Genomic DNA, 17,724 nt, shown 5'->3' on the forward strand with positions numbered 1-17,724 from the left:
GAAAGAAAGATGTTTGCAGGGGAGATAGAACAATGAAAACTGTATTAACGATTGCCGGCAGTGACTGCAGCGGCGGTGCCGGCATCCAGGCTGATATTAAGACGATTACAGCGCATAAATTATATGCCATGAGTGCAATCACTGCATTAACTGCGCAAAATACAACAGGTGTCTATGGCATCATGGATGTTACACCTGAGTTTTTGCAAAATCAGCTCGATTGTATTTTTAATGACATATATCCCGATGCTGTGAAGATTGGCATGGTGTCCAATGCGAAACTGATTGAAGTGATTGCCGAAAAACTAACCTTAATGAAGGTGAAAAATATAGTCGTCGATCCCGTCATGGTATCGACAAGCGGAAGCCGTCTGCTGGAAGAAGATGCGGCCCAAACCTTAATTAATAAGCTGATTCCATTGGCGACTGTTATAACCCCGAATATTCCTGAAGCAGAGGAATTAAGCGGAATGAAAATTACCAGCGTGGAAGAAATGGAAAATGCCGCCGCCATCATTGCCAAGGATTTCGAGGGAGCTATTTTGATGAAAGGCGGGCACAGCTTAAATGATGCCAATGATTTGCTTTATTGGAAGGGAGAAAAGCAGTGGTTTTATGGCGAGCGAATTGATAACCCGAATACCCACGGTACAGGCTGCACTCTTTCTTCCGCTATTGCCAGTAATTTAGCCATTGGTCTCAGCCTCCCAGAAAGTGTTAAAGCAGCGAAGGATTATATTTCAGGAGCACTGAAAGCCAATCTGAATCTTGGTAAAGGAAGCGGTCCTCTCGATCATACCTTTAATATTAATGTATAATAAGAATCGAGCTTTTCTATTGAATTAATTGAGATTGTATGTGACTATAGAAATGTGAAAAATCGAATAATAAGTACACTAGGGGCGCTTGGATAAGCTGAGAAAGACAATGAGTCTTAACCCTCGAACCTGCACTAGGTAATGCTAGCGAAGGAAAGTGGTACATCGTTATAAACTATACTGTTTCAGTATATGAAAATAACTATGGTAAGATTTAAAACCACTTCTTTGATTAGGGAAGTGGTTTTTTACTTCATTCAGCGGAAGTCTTCTACTTCGATAGTTAAGAACGTTCATTTATCAATAGTGCCATACGAAAAAATACAGCCAGGTTCATAGAAGGAGTATTTGAATCATGAAATTTTCAGAAAGATTACTGGAAAAACTGCAGCCGATTTGGCGTAAAAATCACTCGCATCCGTTTGTCCAGGAAATGGGTGCCGGAACATTGGATCCGGAGAAATTCCGTTTTTACATGGTGCAGGATTATTTATATTTGATCGATTACGCTAAGTTGTTTGCCTTAGGGGCGGTGAAGGCAAATGACTTAGAAGATATGGCGGTTTTTTCTGCCTTGCTGCATGCAACGATGAGTGAAGAGATGTCACTGCACCGCCAGTATGCATCCCGTTTCGGTATCACCCACGAAGAACTAGAAAACGCTGATCCTTCTCCGATTACATTGGCTTACACGCACTATATGCTGCATTCGGGACAGAACGGTACTTTAGCCGAGTTGGTTGCTGCTCTGTTGCCATGTGCGTGGAGCTACTGGGAAATCGGGAAGGAACTCAGTCAAATCCCGGATGCCAGCGATCACGAATTGTATGGTGACTGGATTAACATGTATAGCTCAGAAGAGTTCGGTCAGACAGCCGAGTGGTGCATTGATTTGATCGATAAGCTCTCAGCAGGCAAATCTGATGTCGAATTGCTTCAATTAGAAAAAATCTTTTTAAATACGACCCGTTTTGAGTATATGTTCTGGGATATGGCGTATAACAAGGAAATGTGGCCGACCGATGAGTGAGTCCGTACTAGAATTTAAGAACGTTTCTTTTTCTTATCAAAATGATAAGAATCAAAGAATAGCGATGATAGAAGGGCTGAACCTGCAAATTCATGATGGTGAATTTGTCAGTATCATTGGTCCGAGCGGTTCCGGGAAAAGCACGATCTTCCGCTTAATTACCGGACTGGAGCAGCCGGGAGAAGGCGGAATATTTCTCAATGGGAAACAGACGGATAATCGGTTGGGGATCGTCGGTTACATGCCGCAGCAGGATTTGCTTATGCCGTGGCGCACGATTATGGAAAATGCCGTATTGCCTTTAGAAATAAAAGGGGTCAAAAATGCCGCTGCCGAGGCGCAGGTAAGGGTACTGTTAAAGGATTTTGGTTTAAATGGTGTGGAAAATAAACTGCCGGGCGACCTTTCCGGCGGCATGAAGCAGCGGGTATCGTTTTTACGGACTGTTTTAAGCGGCTCAAATATTTTGCTGCTGGATGAGCCGTTTAGTGCCCTTGATGCAATAACAAGATTATCAATGCAGGAATGGCTCCTGGAACAATGGGAAAAACGGCAGAAAACGATTCTCTTCATTACCCATGATGTCGATGAAGCACTGTTTTTATCCGACCGGATATTTGTGCTGCAGCAGCATCCCATTTCCACTCTGCAAGTGGTGGAGGTTCCTTTGGAACGACCAAGGTCCGTGAGGGATTTAAGCCGGGCTGAAGTGGTCCAATTAAAAGAACATTTAATTGACCAGCTCCGTTCGAGGATGAAGGCATGAAAAATTTAAAATCTTATCTTTTTTCAAGTTTATTGGTATTGGTTCTTTTGCTTATCTGGGAGATTGGAGCCCGCATTTATAATAAAAGCTTTGTATTACCGGCACCGACTGATATTGCTATAAAGCTTTGGGAACTGAAGACGGTGCTTCTGTTTGAGCATCTTCCGGCAACATCCATAATTATGTTTATCGGTCTCGCTGCCTCAATCGTTATCGGTGTTGGCCTGGCAGTGTGGATGAATATGAGTAAAATTGCCGAGAAAACCTTTTATCCGCTAATTGTCGCTTCTCAGACGATCCCAACCATTGCCTTAGCGCCGATTTTTGTTGTCTGGTTTGGCTATTCCATCTGGAGTAAAGTGGTTGTAACCTTTTTAATTACTTTCTTTCCGCTGACAGTCAGCACATTTGATGGACTGCGTTCGTCCAATAAGGATTTAAAGGAGCTTCTCATGACAATGGGGGCTTCGCGGAAAGATATCTTTTTTAAATTGGATGTGCCTTCCGCTTTGCCATCATTCTTTTCAGGGTTAAAGGTGGCGGTGACGGTCAGTGTCATTGGGGCGGCGATTGGTGAGTGGCTTGGGGCACAGGCGGGCCTCGGCTATTTCAGCAGACGGATGATGACCCAGTTTGACGGTGCCGCTGTTTTTGCGCCCATTGTCTTGCTCTCAATTGTAGGAATTGTATTGTTTTTATTCGTAACATGGCTGGAAAAAATCTGTTTGAAATGGAGAAAATAACAATGGGAAAATGGTTAAAGGTTGGTCTTTTTATTTTAATGCTTCTTGTGCTTTCGGCATGCGGCGGGAAGGATACGGCTCAGGAAGATAAAGAGTCCGCAGCAGATAGAGAGGATAACGACTTAAAAGAAGTCAGTATCATGCTGGACTGGTATCCAAATGCCGTTCACAGTTATTTATATGTAGCACAGGAAAAGGGGTATTTTGCAGAAGAAGGGGTTAAAGTGGATATTCAATTTCCGGCAAACCCAACGGATCCATTGACGCTTGCGGCTGCTAATAAAATCACTTTAGGCCTATATTATCAGCCAGATGTGATCATGGCCCGTGCCAATGAGAATCTGCCGGTAAAAACAGTCGCATCCATCGTGCGCTCTCCTTTGAATCATCTCCTTGTGCCTGAGGATAGTGCGGTTCAATCACCAAAGGATTTGGAAGGGAAAAAGGTAGGATATCCTGGTATTCCATTAAATGAAGCAATCCTTGAAACAATGGTTAAACATGATGGCGGTGATTTTAGCAAGGTTGACATGATCGATGTCGGCTTTGAACTTAATTCTGCTTTAGTAACAGGAAATACAGATGCCGTGATTGGTGCCTATATTAACCATGAGGTTCCTGTGTTAAAGCATAATGGATTTAATACCCGCTATTTTAATCCGGTTGATTATGGTGTTCCCTCCTATAACGAAATCGTTCTTGTGACAAGCGATGATACTTGGGAAAAGGACCAAGAAGCGATTCAGGCCTTCTGGAAAGCTGCTAAAAAGGGGTATGAGTTTATGAAAGAAAACCCGGATGAGGCCCTTGCGATCCTATTAAAGAATCAAGATAAGGCGAACTTCCCATTAGTAGAGGAAGTGGAAAAAGAAAGTCTTGCAGTCCTTCTGCCGAGAATGGAAGCGGAAGGTGCTGAATTCGGTTCACAGGACGAAAAGACTTTTAATGAAGTAACGAATTGGCTGAAGGAATTTGATTTAATTAAAAAAGTTCCGAAAGCAAGTGATATGATGGTGAATATGGAAGAGTAGGAAGGCATAAAAAAATGGGCATTCCCTAGGAAAGCAGGGGATGCCCATTTTTTTGCGGCTATTAACCTGCCGCTGGTTCTGAAAACTGACTGTTGTATAAATCAGCATAGAAACCGTTTTTCTCGAGCAGCTCGGTATGTGTGCCCTGCTCGATGACCTTTCCCTGATCCATGACGAGAATTAAATCAGCATCCTTAATTGTTGATAGCCGGTGGGCGATGACAAAACTTGTCCGTCCTTCCATTAAACGCTTCATTGCCTTTTGGATAAAGACTTCGGTCCTTGTATCGACACTTGATGTTGCTTCGTCCAAGATCATGATGGGCGGATCGGCAAGAACTGCACGGGCAATCGTCAGAAGCTGTTTTTGCCCTTGCGAGATATTCGACGCTTCCTCGTTTAAGATTGTGTCATAGCCTTCCGGCAGTGTCCGGATAAAATGATCAGCATGGGCGGTGCTGGCAGCGGCATAGATTTCTTCATCTGCTGCTCCTTCTTTACCATAGGCTAAATTCTCTTTAATGCTCCCATTAAAGAGCCAGGTGTCCTGAAGCACCATGCCGAAATTTTTCCTTAAATCGCCTCGGGGCATATCGCGAATATCCACTCCATCAATCTTGATTTTCCCGCCATTTAGTTCATAAAAACGCATTAAAAGATTGATCATCGTCGTTTTTCCGGCTCCGGTCGGACCAACAATCGCAATAGTTTGTCCGGGATGAACATCGATATTCATATCTTGGATCAGCAGTTCTTCCCCATAGCCAAAGTCGACATGTTCAAATGTGACGGCACCTTTTGCCCGTGTTAGGGAGGCATTCGTATTTTCTTTGATTTCCTCCTCTTCGTCTAGCAGTTCGAAGACACGCTCGGCTGCTGCAACCGTTGCTTGGATTATATTAGCAATATTTGCTGTTTGCATGATTGGCTGGGTGAACTGTTTTGAATAGGTGATGAATGCTTGGATATCACCTATTGAGATAGAGCGATTCGTGACTAAAATACCGCCAACAATACAGATAAGCACATAGCTTAAATTGCCAATAAAGAACATGAGCGGCATAATCATACCGGAGATAAATTGGGCTTTGCTGCCGGCACTGTACAGTTCTTCGTTCACTTTATCAAACTGCGCTGCTGCTATTTTCTCATGTCCGAAGGCTTTTACCACTTGGTGCCCAGTATACAATTCTTCAATATGACCGTTTAATTGCCCCAGCGACTTTTGCTGTTTAGCAAAATGTTTCTGTGACCTTTTTAAAATAGGCTGTATAACAAACATGGAAACAGGAAGGCTGAGAAACGTAATTAACGTTAAGAGCGGGCTGATGGATAGCATCATGACCGTAATTCCAATAATGGTTACAATTGATGTAATAAACTGAGTTAAGCTTTGCTGTAAAGTCGTTCCGATCGTATCAATATCGTTTGTTACCCGGCTAAGGGTGTCCCCGTGTGAATGGCTGTCAAAGTATTTAAGCGGTAATTTTTCCAGCTTTTGATTGACGTCTTCACGAAGGTCAAACACTGTGTTCTGTGCCACACCAGCCATCATATATTGCTGCAGGTAGGTGAACAGGCTGCTCAGTACATATAATCCGGCAAGCAGCAACAGAATCTTCCCTATTTCAGTGAAATCTACTGCAGCCCCGGGGATTCCCTGGAACTTCGCGTACATTCCTTCAAAAAGTTCGGTAATGGCATTCCCCATCAGCTTTGGCCCGACAATGGAAAACACCGTACTTAGGATGGCAGCAATGAAAACAGCGATTAAGTGATTGCGGCGCGGCTTTAAATAACGAAGCAGGCGCTTCAGTGTTCCTTTAAAGTCCTTTGCCTTTTCTCCCGTCACCATGCTCCCCATTGGTCCGTGTCCCGGGCCGGGGTGACCGCCGCGCTGGGGTTGTTGTTTATGACGGCTCATGCGATTTCCTCCTCTGACAGCTGTGATGCAACGATTTCACGGTAGACTTCATTTGTCGCAAGTAACTCCTGATGCGTGCCCATGCCAACCATTTGTCCATTGTCTAATACGATGATTTGGTCCGCATCCATTACCGTGCTTACACGCTGTGCCACGATTAAAACAGCAGCATCTTTCGTTTCTTCCTTTAAAGCGGCGCGAAGTTTGGCATCTGTTTTGTAATCAAGTGCGGAGAAGCTGTCGTCAAAGATATAGATATCCGGTTTACGGACAAGTGCCCGTGCAATGGCCAGACGCTGCTTCTGCCCTCCTGAGACATTTGAACCGCCTTGTTCAATTTCTGATTGATAGCCGTCCTTCATTTTTAAAATAAAATCCTCTGCCTGCGCGATTCGGGCAGCATGCTTAATCTCCGCCTCTGCTGCATCCTGCTTTCCAAAGCGGATATTGTCGGCAATCGTTCCTGTGAAAAGGACTGCTTTTTGCGGGACAAATCCAACTTTGCCCCGGATTTCCTCCTGTGAAGCCGAGCGGATATCCACACCATTGAGTCGAATCCTTCCGCTTGATACTTCATAAAAACGCGGAATTAAATGGGCAAGAGTCGATTTTCCGGAACCTGTTCCGCCAATAATGGCTGTGATTTCACCTGGTCCGGCTTTGAAGCAAATGTCTGAAAGTGCTGGTTCCTCCGCGCCCGGGTAGCTGAAGGAAACATGATCAAACTCCAGTGTCCCTTTTTCAATATCGGCCTTTTGTGTACCTTCATCGGAAAAGGAAGGTTCCATTTCCAACACTTCATTAATCCGTTTTGCTGAAACAGCGGCACGGGGAATCATAACAAACATCATCGATGCCATGATTAAGGCGAACATAATTTGCATGACATATTGAATAAAGGCCATTAAGTCTCCAACCTGCATGGCCCCGTTGTCAATCCGGATACTGCCGAACCAGATAATCGCGGCAACTGTTAAGTTCATGACAAGCATCATGATCGGCATCATAAAGGCTATTACTTTATTTACTTTAATCGAGACATCTGTCAACTCTTTATTGGCATCTTTCAAGCGGACTTTTTCCTGGTCTTCTCGGTTAAAGGCACGAATGACCCGGATTCCGGTCAGGTTTTCCCGCAGGACGAGATTCAATCGATCCAATCGTTTCTGAACGAGTTGAAACAAAGGCATTCCTTTGTAGAAAATGATCAAGATGGAACCGATTAGCACCGGCATGGTCACAATAAGGATGAGGGAAAGTTTAGCATCCTTTGAAACGGCCATAATGATTCCCCCGATCAGCATAATGGGAGCGCTGATGACCATACGCAGCATCATAATGACGACCTGTTGAATTTGCGTGATGTCATTGGTTGTCCGAGTGATAAGCGATGAGGTTCCTACTTCATTAAATTCCTGCAGGGAAAAACGCTCCACGTGATTAAACACTTTTCTTCGTAGATCGCGCCCGAGTCCCATAGCCGATTTTGCAGAATAGTAGCTGGCAAAAATAGCGGCGGCTGCACCTATCGCTGATACGAGCAGCATGATAATGCCAATCTTCCAAATGTACTGTGTATCCCCCGTTACAACCCCCTTATCAATAATGTCTGCCATTAAGGTTGGTAAAAAGAGATCAGACATCGTTTGAATAAAGACAAGTCCACAAACGAGTAAAACCATCCACTTATAAACCGATAAGTTTTTTAAAATTTTGATCATTTTTTTACTCCTTGTCCTGTTGTTTGTTCTTTCTATTGGTTAAAAATACGCTAGAATAATTGTATTGGCTTCCATAATTTAAATCCATTTTCATATATAGTCAAGCGGGAAGAATGTACATCTTTGCCTATTTAGGATTGCTGAAGCTGAGTTTAAGAACGAATGAGGAAGAAATAATAGCATTAATAGTGTAGTGTAATGATTGTATTCGTAAAAAGGAGGATATGCATTTGAATATTTTCATTTTAGGTGCAACTGGGCGAGTTGGAAGTCAAATAGTTAATTATGCTCTTCATGACAGACATCATGTTACTGTATTAGTTCGTACTCCAGAGAAGATTCAAATAAACAATGAAAAATTAACTATTATTCGGGGTAATGTTTTAAATAAAGAGGATATCGTACGTGCAATGCACGGGATTGATGTAGTTATTAGTGCGTTAAATACTGATGGGGCAGCAACTTTGTCTGAAAGTATGCCACACATTATTGAAGGAATGGAAAACGAGGGTATACAACGGCTTATTACCATCGGAACTGCAGGTATCTTACAAAGTAGAACCAACCCAAATATACTGCGTTATCAATCAAGTGAATCAAAGCGAAAATCAACCCGTGCAGCTGAAGAACATCATAAAGTTTACGATATGCTTAAACAATCAACACTCCAATGGACTATTGTATGTCCTACATATTTACCGGATGGTGAAAGTTTAGGTGAATATCGTGTGGAACGTGATTTATTGCCGGTAGGTGGAGTGGAAATATCCGTTTCGGATACAGCAGAATTTACATATAAACAGATTGAAAGTAACAATTATCTAAAATCACGTGTAGGTATCACCTACTAATAATATTGGATTTAGAATCGAAGGGTACGATTACACTTCAAGCAACAGATACTAGTTTTATCGGAGTTCAAAGGAGAAAGGTTTCTAAATTAAAGGGCGTATTTTTCTATATTCTTCAATCGGGCGCCAAATTCTTTCACAAATTTTTCAAGAAAAATAAAGAATGGGCAAGGTCATGCATAGAATGAAGTATATGTAAAAAGCAAATATTGGCACAGTTGGGACGTTTCGCAGGAATTGGTTTACGCACGAATAAGAAAAGCAGCTTTTTCGTGAGGGAAGGGAAGATGTGAATGACTTTATCCAATGTGCACTATAAATCGGTTGAACTGTCAAATGGAGAAACAATCGCCTATCAAGAACGGGAAGGAGGTAAGAAAAAGGTTCTGCTTATTCACGGCAATTTGACGTCCTCCAAGCATTGGGATCTGATTCTGGAAAATATGGACCAGGATTACAAGCTGTATGCCATTGATTTAAGAGGGTTCGGCCGCTCATCCTATCGCCAGGAAATTCGTTCGATTGAAGATTTTTCAGAGGACGTGAAGGACTTTGTTGATGGGATTGGCTTAGATGAACTGTTCATTGTTGGCTGGTCATTAGGAGGGGCTGTCGGTATGCAGTTTGCCGCTGATTATCCGGGACGCTGCACGAAATTAGTCCTGATGGGATCCGCTTCAACCAGGGGATATCCCTTTTATGGCACCGGCTGGTTCGGTCAGCTTATCTTTGATCACCGTCTCAGAACATATCATGAAATCAAAATGGATTTAGGTAAAACAATCCCGATACAGTTTGCCATTGATACAAAGTGCCTCCCCTTTCTAAAAACGATGTGGAGTACACTGGTTTACACAAAAAATCAGCCTAATAAAAAACGATATCATGAGTATATCGATGATACGTGTACACAAAGGAATCTTGCCGCCGTTTATCATGCCTTAAATATTTTCAATATCAGCGATAAGTACAATGGACTGGTGAAGGGCAGCAGCCTCGCCAAAGATATAAATATTCCCGTGTTGGTTCTTCGCGGCGATCGTGATTATATCATGAGTGAACAAATGGCGGAAGAAATCGTTACGGACATCGGCAGCAATGCTAAATTCATTGAATTAAAGGATTGCGGACATTCACCATTAATCGATGACTTAGATCGATTGCTTCAGGTCATCACCGCCTTTTTGCGGTGAACGAACATAGTCTGAATGAAAAAAGAGCGCAATCTTTCAGGCAGATTGGGCTCTTGTTTATTGGTTCTTTATTAATTATTGAATCTCTGATACCTTTTGTCTTAACGTTTCTTTCTCTTCATCGGTAAACATCCGTTCAGCCATTGGATATAAAACCGCTTCTTCTTTTGCAAAGTGATCAACTAGAGTGTAATAGGAATTTTTGATCTGCGTAGCATTTTTAAGCTGCTCATACGAATTTAAATCTGGATTCTTTATGTTTTCTAAAAAGGCGTCGATGAATCCATGTGCCTGCTCGTGTTCGTATTCCATAACGGCAAGCGGACCGCTGCTTTTGCCGATATATTTTTCCATCACTGTAAACATATAATCCTCTTCCCGTCTGGAATGATAGCGGAGGCTCTTGTCAAAATCAGTGACCTCTTGAATTAACTGGGCAAACGGTGCTTGTTTATCTTCAGCTTTCTCCACTTCATTACATAAAGAGAGAAGTGTTTCTAAATGATTACGTAGTGGTGTATGTTCATTAATTAATTGTTGTAAGCCTTCTGAAAGTGTTACCGGTTCATTTCCAAATAATCCGCTAGGACATCCTTGCATGTAAAAATCCCCTTTCCATTTTAGCTATTATTAGTATAGGTAAACTTTTTTGCTTTTATTGTGATGTAAATCACCTTCCGAAAAGATGAAGGACAAAATAAAGCAAAATCCAGTGAAAATGTCCTTCATGAGAAGAATGATCTACGAAACCTACGGTTTTAGTGGGAATTCTCCCCTAGTCTCATATGGATATTTGAAAGGAAAAGGTGAAGGATAAAAGTAAAAAGGAGGGGTGCGGATGTTTAATAAAGATTCTGGTGAAAAGGGAAAAATCGAGGAGGTTTTGCGAAACTCACTCGAAGTGGAAGAAAATCAGATGCGGGAGTATCTCATTGCAGCAGAGAGAATTCATGATGATCCTGAATTAAAGGAAAGGCTGGAAAATTTTGCGCAGGGGAATGCCAAGCGTTCAAAGCAGCTTTTAGATGAGATTAGTGAAAATCAGTAAGCAGATTAAAGGAGACGGCAGGAAATTAATGCTGTCTCTGTTTCATTTTATGGGAATTTTGTGAATTTTCCATTAACATATAGTGAATGACGTTTACCTATGATATAATTACTTCTAATAATATGTAAACTGGAAGGGCTCTGGTAAAGGTGAATTTTGCTTTTGGAATCTTTTGTCTATTATTAATGTGGAGATTCGGAGATTGGAAGAATTATAAGAAGTTTTACTCCACCATTCTTTTTATGATTATGGGGGATTTGATGTATAATTTGTTCACCTATCAAGCCCCAACGTGGAAATACAACCCCGATTTTTTATTACTGAACCATACCATCGTCAATCTATGGGTGATGATCACCGTTTATCCGGCAACGGTACTTATCTACTTATCCCATTTTCCAGAAAAGAAAGGCAGACAAATACTATATATCCTCTTTTGGGTGTTCCTGTATGGGGTCATTGAACTCGTGGGCTATTACATTTTCGATGCGATTGATCATTTCAACGGTTGGAATATGGGGTGGTCATTATTGTTTGATCTTATTCTTTTTATCATGCTGCCAATTCATCATAAACGCCCTTTATTAGCATGGGGACTTTCACTCATCGTCATTATAGTTTTATTAAATATTTTTAATGTGAATATTCTTGAATGGAATTAGATTTAAAGGACGGCTTTTTTAGGATTTCTGAGAAGGCCGTCATTTTTTGTCTTCATGAAGATGAACGGCTATTATCACATGTTTTTCAACCAGGCACGATTTCCTTTTCTGCCCAATATGATAACAGGGAGGAGAGGTGTGCCAGTATGGTTAAAAAACAGTCAAAGCTTTCCATCTTGATGAGAGATTTGGATGGTGTAATAGCCGTTTTTGAAAAGAGAAGAAGAAGGCATAAAAAGAAAGCTTACCGGCTTAAAATTAGTTCCATTATTGGAACAGCCCTTGTTACGGTGTTACTAGGATTAAAAAGCATTCATAATGATCTTTTATCTGATCTTACTCTATGCATATCTGCAATCATTACGATTTTTAATAGTATTGAAGGTTTTTATAATCATCAAGGATTGTGGGTAAAGGATGTAAAAACGTTAGCAAGACTGTGGGAGTTGAAAAGGGATGTAGAGTTTTTGTCTGCGGGAGAAGCAGAGGAAGAAATCCCGGATGACATCCTCATGCGTTATAAAAACAGGCTTCAGCGTATTTGCTATGAAGATATTAAAACCTGGTCACATATAAAAGAAAATCAAATTGAATCAGATGGAAAATCCCATGAAATGTAAGCAGGTTAAAATTTGTATGTATTTCAGAATAGTTTTAATATAAGGATAGGAATCGATTATTTTAGATGAATTAAAGGGTGGAAATTTTCGCTAAATAATAACGGGAAATTACCCTATTCATTCGGAGGCTGCAAAATGAAGGCAATGAAACCGCCCAAGAAGCCATTATTGTTTTATTATGGCATTATATTAGTCGTCATCTTACTATTAAATAGTTTTATTTTCCCGGTAATTTTTCAAAAGCAGGTGAAGGAAGTAGATTATGGAACCTTTTTAACGATGGTTGAAAAAGGGGATGTGCAAAAGGTTGAAATTGAAGATCATTATATCTTATTTAATTCTGCTGCCGGCAATAATAAAGATTCATATTACCGGACAGGAGTTGTAGACGATCCGAAACTAGTCGATCGATTGCATGAGGCTGATGTTCAATTTACAAAGGTGATCCCGCGTGAAAATTCACCATTTTTAAATTTTATCTTAACTTGGATTCTTCCATTACTTATTTTTATTGCCATTGGTCAATGGTTTGCGAAGAAAATGCAAAACAAAATGATGGGCGGAGGAAATACACTTTCATTTGGAAAAAGTAAAGCCAAGGTTTATGTTGAGGCTAAAATTGGCGTTACTTTTGCAGATGTAGCCGGGCAGGATGAAGCGAAGGAAGCACTGCAGGAAATTGTTGATTTTCTCCATAATCCTAAAAAATATAAAGAAATTGGTGCCAAGATTCCAAAGGGAGCTTTGCTTGTAGGACCTCCGGGAACAGGTAAAACACTGCTGGCTAAAGCGGTGGCTGGAGAATCAAAGGTACCTTTCTTCTCTATCTCCGGTTCCGAATTTGTCGAAATGTTTGTCGGGATGGGGGCAGCTAGAGTTAGAGATTTGTTCAAACAGGCTCAGGAAAAGGCACCTTGTATTGTCTTTATCGATGAAATCGATGCCATTGGAAAAAGCCGTAATTCAGGTATGGCGGGCGGGAACGACGAACGGGAGCAGACTTTAAATCAGCTTTTAACGGAAATGGATGGATTTGATGCGGATAAAGGCGTCGTGATCCTTGCAGCCAGCAACAGACCGGAAACATTGGATAAAGCTCTTTTAAGACCGGGTCGTTTTGACCGCAGAGTTCCAGTAGAGCTGCCTGACTTAGCCGGCCGTGAAGCTATTTTGCAGGTTCATGCCAGACAGGTGAAGCTTGAGACTGATGTAGATTTTAATCTGATTGCAAGGGCAACATCAGGGGCTTCTGGAGCAGATTTAGCCAATATTATTAATGAAGGGGCTCTCCGTGCTGTCCGATTTGGAAGGGACAGAGTCACGCAGAATGATTTGGAGGAGTCTGTTGAAACAGTCATTGCTGGATATCAAAGAAAGAATGCTGTCATCTCTATGAAAGATAAACTGACCATTTCCTATCATGAAGTGGGACATGCGTTAGTTGCGGCGAAACAAAGCCATTCCGCACCGGTGCATAAAATAACGATTATCCCGAGAACCTCCGGAGCATTAGGCTACACGATGCAGGTTGATGAACGGGAAACCGTCTTAATGTCCAAGGAGCAGGCACTCGATAAGATAACAACCTTTATGGGCGGCCGTGCAGCGGAAGAAGTTATCTTCAATACGGTCACATCAGGAGCCTCGAACGACATAGAACAGGCTACAAAAATTGCCAGAGCGATGGTCACAAGATATGGGATGACGGAGGAATTTGATATGATGGCGCTGGAAACGGTGAATAATGCCTATTTAGGCGGTGATTCCTCGTTAATCGTTTCAGCCGAAACAGCCGCGAAAATTGACGATGTTGTGCTGAAGATCATTAAAACCTGCCATCAAAAGGCGATTCATATTTTAGAAGAAAATAAAGATATATTACATGAATTAACCAAGTATCTAATTGAAAAGGAAACGCTCAGCGGCGAAGAATTCATGCAAATATTAGAAGGCCAGTAAAGAGGATTCCGTAAAAAGAAGGCATGCACGAAAAAAATGGGCTGCCTTCTTTTTGATTATAAGTATTTTTTAATCAGTTCGATTCTTTCTTGGTATTCCGCGTCTGTTAAGTGAGTTTTACCGGGATTCATTTCAAAAGTGGAACCCCAGTTATCGCTGTTTTCATATTTAGGCACGACATGCATATGCAGGTGATGCATGGTGTCGCCATAGGCTCCGTAATTGATTTTCCCCGGCTGGAAGGCTTTATCAATCGCCGCAGCTGTTCTCTTTACATCTCTCATATAGGCGGCCAAATTTTCATCATCCAGTTGGAACAGTTCCTTCACATGATCTTTGTAGACAACATTACATCTGCCTTTATACGTTTGCTCTTTAAAAAGAAAAACGGTTGAAACCTCCAGTTTAGCAATTTCAATCATCAGGTTATCACGACGTTCATCTTCCATACAGTACATGCAATCTTTATTTAATTCCATTATGCTCAATCCTTTCTCGCTACTTGAATGCATACTAGTATTATTATTCTTTGAATCTTTATCATTATGTACGAGAAATGGAAAAAATACAAAACAGTATTTGTAAATTATTTCACAAAGATTTCATGCAACAATGGTTTTTTAGAAATGGTTTTCTTATGTTACGAAAAATTATGGTATAGTGTTAGTAAAAAGGGGAGGGATAACCATGGTTAAAGAACAAATCATGCTTAACGATCACCGCAAGGCGATTCCGTTACAGCCGGTAAAGGTTATCTTTTATTTACAGGGAGAAATGATTGAAGCGATAAGCGAGAACCGGGAAATTTATTATCTATTTTTTTATAAATACCGCTTCCTCACTGCTGTAAAAGCGAAAAGGATTAAACTGCAATCCTATATCGAGCAGGCTTTTAAACAAGGTATGGTTTTCGATGCTCCTCATCCACTGATCGATAAATTACTATCCACCCGTCATGAATTTCATTCTCTAAGCTTTCAACAATTAGTGAATAAATTGGAACTGCACTATACCCCGCAGGAACAAGCTCACATTCTCACCTTATTTGAATCGTTTTTTCCAAAAAAGCAATTATTTGCTGAAATTTTATCCCATTATTATGAATACCGCCGCAATGGACAGCTGGCCTTAGGCTATCAAATTATCCGCATCTTAATGGACTTTGCTCCAAAACAAAGCTTGGTAAAGTCATTTGTTAACGATGTTCATTTCCATAAATATGCCGTTTTGTATAAGGATAAATCAGCAAAGGTCCTTGCCGCCGATCCGATTTTTGCAGAAAAGGTATTTTACACCAACAAGGAAAATGAACAGGATTTTAAGCTGTTAACGGCTTTCTTGGAAAAGAAATCTCGCTGGATGGATTTAACGGCATTATTCATTTCCGAGCGGAATACCTCTCTCTCCATTGATGAATACCACTATCTTTCTCATTTGCTTGAACTGCATTTTAATGAGGAAGAAAAGATGTTCATCTTAGAACATCTTTCCCTCCAATACCCTGCCTTTCTTCCATTAAAACAGGATTTATTTAATCAATATATCAGAGCTGAAAAGATCGGAAAACTTCTCGGGTTGTTGAATGATCCTGACATTTCATTAAGCAAATCTCAATTGCAGGCTTTAGAAAGGATGCTGGAGCAATCGGATACAAGTGTTTATCCACATGAGCCGGTTGTGCTGCAGAAGATGGTCAATAGGCTGATGAACCTGCTCCCAGAAAAAACAGAAATACTATTAAAACAATCCGTAACGGTCCTGCTAAAAACGAAAGAACCTGCTGCGATTAAATCATGGATTAGTCCCTTAATAAATAAGACCGGAGATTTGCTGATTTTCGATAAAATAGAGAAGATGGTCAATCTGAGTGCATCACTGAATGACATGCAGACTCTGGGTGAACTTTATTTTGAATTCCGGCAATTTGAAAAAGCAATTGAATGTTTTGGCTGGGAAATGGAATTAAAGCCATCAGATCCCAAACCGCTTCAATGGCTGGCTAGGGTCTATCATGAGATGGGGCAGGAACAAGAATCCGAGGTTTACCAGCAGCTCTGTATTAATGTACAGAAATGGGGATAATGGTGAGAGCCCGGGAGAGGGAGCAAAATACTTCCCTTTTTCGGGCTTGAAAAATTGATTAAAAAGTAATATATGAATAATCTTTACTTTCTGTAAATGCAGGTTTACAATGAAGACAATTATAAAGTTCACAATTTGTACAAATTTCCGACAAAGGATATTCAAGAATTAGTGAGGTGTCAAAATGAACCGGTATTTAACCTTGTCGTTGCTATTATTACTCGGTTTTTATGTTATTAGTTTAAATGCATCATTTGTAACCGCATTTATTTTCTTTATTTTTACCATTGTCTCGTTGGTTTTGGCAGTATGCTGTGAATTAGACAATAAAAGAAGACGTGCACATTTAAGAGTTGTGAAATAATGAAGAAGTTAAATAAAACACGATATGAAAATTGGCCTCTTTCTCATTCTGTTTAAGAACCGGGAATAGAGGCCTTTTTGTTTTTCTGCTTATTCAGATTTGCTTTCGTTCATATATGTTTTTAGTGCAGGGGGTTGATATTGTTGCAATTTTTTTATCAGTGCACCTGCTTCTTCATCAACCAGCGCCATCTTCCGGTATTTTTCAAGAAGAAATTGTTCATCTGCCATATGATTAAACAAAGCGATCAGAGGATCATAATAATGATTAATATTTAAGAGCCCTAACGGCTTTTGATGTAGACCCACCTGAGCCCATGTGAACATTTCAAAAAACTCTTCCAGTGTACCGGGTCCCCCGGGTAGAGCGATAAAGCCATCAGCAAGATCACTCATTTTAGCTTTTCTTTCATGCATCGATTTTACGATAATCAGTTCCGAAAGTTTTTTATGTGTCACTTCTCTTTTATCAAGAAAATCCGGCATGACCCCGATAACTTTTCCGCCTTCTTCTAAAACGGATTCAGCCAAAGCTCCCATCATTCCGACACTGGAGCCTCCATACACGAGGGTAATCTTTTGCTGAGCAAGTTCTTTCCCGAATTTCTTGGCATTTTCTATGTAGCTATCGGATGCTCCTTTACTAGCTCCGCAAAATACCGCTATACAATTCACCATTTCCGCCTCCTATAAAAACCCATAAGAGAATTATATATAAATTCGCCTGCTTTGTTAAATGAGCGCAAGCTAGGGTGCTGATATTTACAATTGAAACAGAGCTATTTTTATCGGATTTCCGACAGAAGACTCTCACCTTGAGTTAAATAGACTATACTAATAAGAGGATAATATGTTCAATATAAGGGCATATGTCCTCTTATTTTTCACATAATATAAAGATTAAATATATTTC

At 40.8% G+C, this 17,724-nt stretch carries 18 protein-coding genes and 1 riboswitch; of the genes, 13 read left to right on the forward strand and 5 right to left on the reverse strand.

The window, feature by feature from the left end:
• Positions 1–32: 32 nt before the first annotated feature.
• From thiD to HNR53_RS14515, 5 genes are all read left to right on the forward strand, one after another.
• Positions 33–818: a bifunctional hydroxymethylpyrimidine kinase/phosphomethylpyrimidine kinase gene (thiD, locus tag HNR53_RS14495; protein WP_184527199.1), complete on the forward strand. Its 786-nt coding sequence runs from the start codon at positions 33–35 to the stop codon at positions 816–818.
• Positions 819–888: 70 nt separating this feature from the next.
• A riboswitch (TPP riboswitch) is annotated at positions 889–991 on the forward strand.
• 182 nt (positions 992–1,173) lie between these two features.
• On the forward strand, positions 1,174–1,848 hold the full coding sequence (gene tenA, locus HNR53_RS14500) for a thiaminase II (protein ID WP_184527201.1): 675 nt from the start codon (positions 1,174–1,176) through the stop codon (positions 1,846–1,848).
• Positions 1,841–2,614, forward strand: a complete 774-nt coding sequence (locus HNR53_RS14505; protein ID WP_184527203.1) for an ABC transporter ATP-binding protein — start codon at positions 1,841–1,843, stop codon at positions 2,612–2,614. Before tenA ends, HNR53_RS14505 begins: the two co-directional genes overlap by 8 nt.
• On the forward strand, positions 2,611–3,357 hold the full coding sequence (locus HNR53_RS14510; RefSeq protein ID WP_184527206.1) for an ABC transporter permease: 747 nt from the start codon (positions 2,611–2,613) through the stop codon (positions 3,355–3,357). The genes HNR53_RS14505 and HNR53_RS14510 overlap by 4 nt, the downstream gene beginning before the upstream one ends.
• A gap of 2 nt (positions 3,358–3,359) precedes the next feature.
• The gene (locus HNR53_RS14515; RefSeq protein WP_184527208.1) at positions 3,360–4,388 is read left to right on the forward strand and encodes an ABC transporter substrate-binding protein; all 1,029 of its coding nucleotides are present in this window, start codon (positions 3,360–3,362) and stop codon (positions 4,386–4,388) included.
• Between the two features lie 61 nt (positions 4,389–4,449).
• Here the strand turns inward: HNR53_RS14515 and HNR53_RS14520 are convergent, their stop codons facing one another.
• Both HNR53_RS14520 and HNR53_RS14525 read right to left on the reverse strand, forming a co-directional pair.
• A complete protein-coding gene (locus tag HNR53_RS14520) occupies positions 4,450–6,312 on the reverse strand; it encodes an ABC transporter ATP-binding protein (RefSeq protein ID WP_184527210.1) in 1,863 nt (620 codons plus the stop codon).
• The gene (locus HNR53_RS14525; RefSeq protein ID WP_184527212.1) at positions 6,309–8,033 is read right to left on the reverse strand and encodes an ABC transporter ATP-binding protein; all 1,725 of its coding nucleotides are present in this window, start codon (positions 8,031–8,033) and stop codon (positions 6,309–6,311) included. Before HNR53_RS14525 ends, HNR53_RS14520 begins: the two co-directional genes overlap by 4 nt.
• Before the next feature lie 230 nt (positions 8,034–8,263).
• Between HNR53_RS14525 and HNR53_RS14530 the strand changes: the two genes are divergently transcribed.
• Both HNR53_RS14530 and phaZ read left to right on the forward strand, forming a co-directional pair.
• Positions 8,264–8,884 (forward strand): NAD(P)-dependent oxidoreductase, encoded by a 621-nt coding sequence (locus HNR53_RS14530; RefSeq protein WP_184527214.1) that lies wholly within the window; start codon positions 8,264–8,266, stop codon positions 8,882–8,884.
• A gap of 293 nt (positions 8,885–9,177) precedes the next feature.
• Positions 9,178–10,077, forward strand: a complete 900-nt coding sequence (phaZ, locus tag HNR53_RS14535; protein WP_184527216.1) for an intracellular short-chain-length polyhydroxyalkanoate depolymerase — start codon at positions 9,178–9,180, stop codon at positions 10,075–10,077.
• A 75-nt stretch (positions 10,078–10,152) separates the two neighbouring features.
• Here phaZ and HNR53_RS14540 read toward each other — a convergent pair whose 3' ends face one another.
• Positions 10,153–10,677, reverse strand: coding sequence for a hemerythrin domain-containing protein (locus HNR53_RS14540; protein WP_184527218.1), 525 nt, complete (start codon positions 10,675–10,677; stop codon positions 10,153–10,155).
• 238 nt (positions 10,678–10,915) lie between these two features.
• Between HNR53_RS14540 and HNR53_RS14545 the strand changes: the two genes are divergently transcribed.
• From HNR53_RS14545 to ftsH, 4 genes are all read left to right on the forward strand, one after another.
• Positions 10,916–11,125 (forward strand): hypothetical protein, encoded by a 210-nt coding sequence (locus HNR53_RS14545; protein WP_184527220.1) that lies wholly within the window; start codon positions 10,916–10,918, stop codon positions 11,123–11,125.
• A 185-nt stretch (positions 11,126–11,310) separates the two neighbouring features.
• The gene (locus HNR53_RS14550) at positions 11,311–11,787 is read left to right on the forward strand and encodes a CBO0543 family protein (RefSeq protein WP_281391841.1); all 477 of its coding nucleotides are present in this window, start codon (positions 11,311–11,313) and stop codon (positions 11,785–11,787) included.
• Positions 11,778–12,407, forward strand: a complete 630-nt coding sequence (locus tag HNR53_RS14555) for a DUF4231 domain-containing protein (RefSeq protein WP_184527224.1) — start codon at positions 11,778–11,780, stop codon at positions 12,405–12,407. Before HNR53_RS14550 ends, HNR53_RS14555 begins: the two co-directional genes overlap by 10 nt.
• 135 nt (positions 12,408–12,542) lie before the next feature.
• Positions 12,543–14,366 carry an ATP-dependent zinc metalloprotease FtsH gene (ftsH, locus tag HNR53_RS14560; RefSeq protein WP_184527226.1) on the forward strand — a complete coding sequence of 608 codons (1,824 nt, stop codon included), beginning with the start codon at positions 12,543–12,545 and terminating at the stop codon, positions 14,364–14,366.
• 56 nt (positions 14,367–14,422) lie between these two features.
• Here the strand turns inward: ftsH and HNR53_RS14565 are convergent, their stop codons facing one another.
• On the reverse strand, positions 14,423–14,845 hold the full coding sequence (locus HNR53_RS14565) for an HIT family protein (RefSeq protein WP_184527228.1): 423 nt from the start codon (positions 14,843–14,845) through the stop codon (positions 14,423–14,425).
• 208 nt (positions 14,846–15,053) lie between these two features.
• Here HNR53_RS14565 and HNR53_RS14570 point away from each other — a divergent pair, with 208 nt between their 5' ends.
• Together HNR53_RS14570 and HNR53_RS14575 are read left to right on the forward strand one after the other, a co-directional pair.
• A complete protein-coding gene (locus tag HNR53_RS14570; RefSeq protein ID WP_184527230.1) occupies positions 15,054–16,448 on the forward strand; it encodes a hypothetical protein in 1,395 nt (464 codons plus the stop codon).
• A 184-nt stretch (positions 16,449–16,632) separates the two neighbouring features.
• Positions 16,633–16,812, forward strand: coding sequence for a hypothetical protein (locus HNR53_RS14575; RefSeq protein WP_184527232.1), 180 nt, complete (start codon positions 16,633–16,635; stop codon positions 16,810–16,812).
• Between the two features lie 89 nt (positions 16,813–16,901).
• On the opposite strand, the gene HNR53_RS14580 is transcribed toward HNR53_RS14575, so the two are convergent.
• Entirely contained in the window at positions 16,902–17,486 is a 585-nt protein-coding gene (locus HNR53_RS14580; protein ID WP_184527276.1) for a TIGR00730 family Rossman fold protein, read from the reverse strand.
• Positions 17,487–17,724 lie beyond the last annotated feature (238 nt).

It is taken from the genome of Bacillus benzoevorans (genome assembly GCF_014207535.1).
In the GTDB taxonomy this organism is placed as follows: Bacteria; Bacillota; Bacilli; order Bacillales; family Cytobacillaceae; genus Bacillus_BD; species Bacillus_BD benzoevorans.

What these genes read in the sequence shown, in the direction of transcription:
- thiD (WP_184527199.1), top strand. Translation starts at nt 33, where the DNA reads ATGAAAACTGTATTAACGATTGCCGGCAGTGACTGCAGCGGCGGTGCC.
- tenA (WP_184527201.1), top strand. Translation starts at nt 1,174, where the DNA reads ATGAAATTTTCAGAAAGATTACTGGAAAAACTGCAGCCGATTTGGCGT.
- HNR53_RS14505 (WP_184527203.1), top strand. Translation starts at nt 1,841, where the DNA reads ATGAGTGAGTCCGTACTAGAATTTAAGAACGTTTCTTTTTCTTATCAA.
- HNR53_RS14510 (WP_184527206.1), top strand. Translation starts at nt 2,611, where the DNA reads ATGAAAAATTTAAAATCTTATCTTTTTTCAAGTTTATTGGTATTGGTT.
- HNR53_RS14515 (WP_184527208.1), top strand. Translation starts at nt 3,360, where the DNA reads ATGGGAAAATGGTTAAAGGTTGGTCTTTTTATTTTAATGCTTCTTGTG.
- HNR53_RS14520 (WP_184527210.1), bottom strand. Translation starts at nt 6,312, where the DNA reads ATGAGCCGTCATAAACAACAACCCCAGCGCGGCGGTCACCCCGGCCCG.
- HNR53_RS14525 (WP_184527212.1), bottom strand. Translation starts at nt 8,033, where the DNA reads ATGATCAAAATTTTAAAAAACTTATCGGTTTATAAGTGGATGGTTTTA.
- phaZ (WP_184527216.1), top strand. Translation starts at nt 9,178, where the DNA reads ATGACTTTATCCAATGTGCACTATAAATCGGTTGAACTGTCAAATGGA.
- HNR53_RS14540 (WP_184527218.1), bottom strand. Translation starts at nt 10,677, where the DNA reads ATGCAAGGATGTCCTAGCGGATTATTTGGAAATGAACCGGTAACACTT.
- HNR53_RS14545 (WP_184527220.1), top strand. Translation starts at nt 10,916, where the DNA reads ATGTTTAATAAAGATTCTGGTGAAAAGGGAAAAATCGAGGAGGTTTTG.
- HNR53_RS14550 (WP_281391841.1), top strand. Translation starts at nt 11,311, where the DNA reads ATGTGGAGATTCGGAGATTGGAAGAATTATAAGAAGTTTTACTCCACC.
- HNR53_RS14555 (WP_184527224.1), top strand. Translation starts at nt 11,778, where the DNA reads ATGGAATTAGATTTAAAGGACGGCTTTTTTAGGATTTCTGAGAAGGCC.
- ftsH (WP_184527226.1), top strand. Translation starts at nt 12,543, where the DNA reads ATGAAGGCAATGAAACCGCCCAAGAAGCCATTATTGTTTTATTATGGC.
- HNR53_RS14565 (WP_184527228.1), bottom strand. Translation starts at nt 14,845, where the DNA reads ATGGAATTAAATAAAGATTGCATGTACTGTATGGAAGATGAACGTCGT.
- HNR53_RS14570 (WP_184527230.1), top strand. Translation starts at nt 15,054, where the DNA reads ATGGTTAAAGAACAAATCATGCTTAACGATCACCGCAAGGCGATTCCG.
- HNR53_RS14575 (WP_184527232.1), top strand. Translation starts at nt 16,633, where the DNA reads ATGAACCGGTATTTAACCTTGTCGTTGCTATTATTACTCGGTTTTTAT.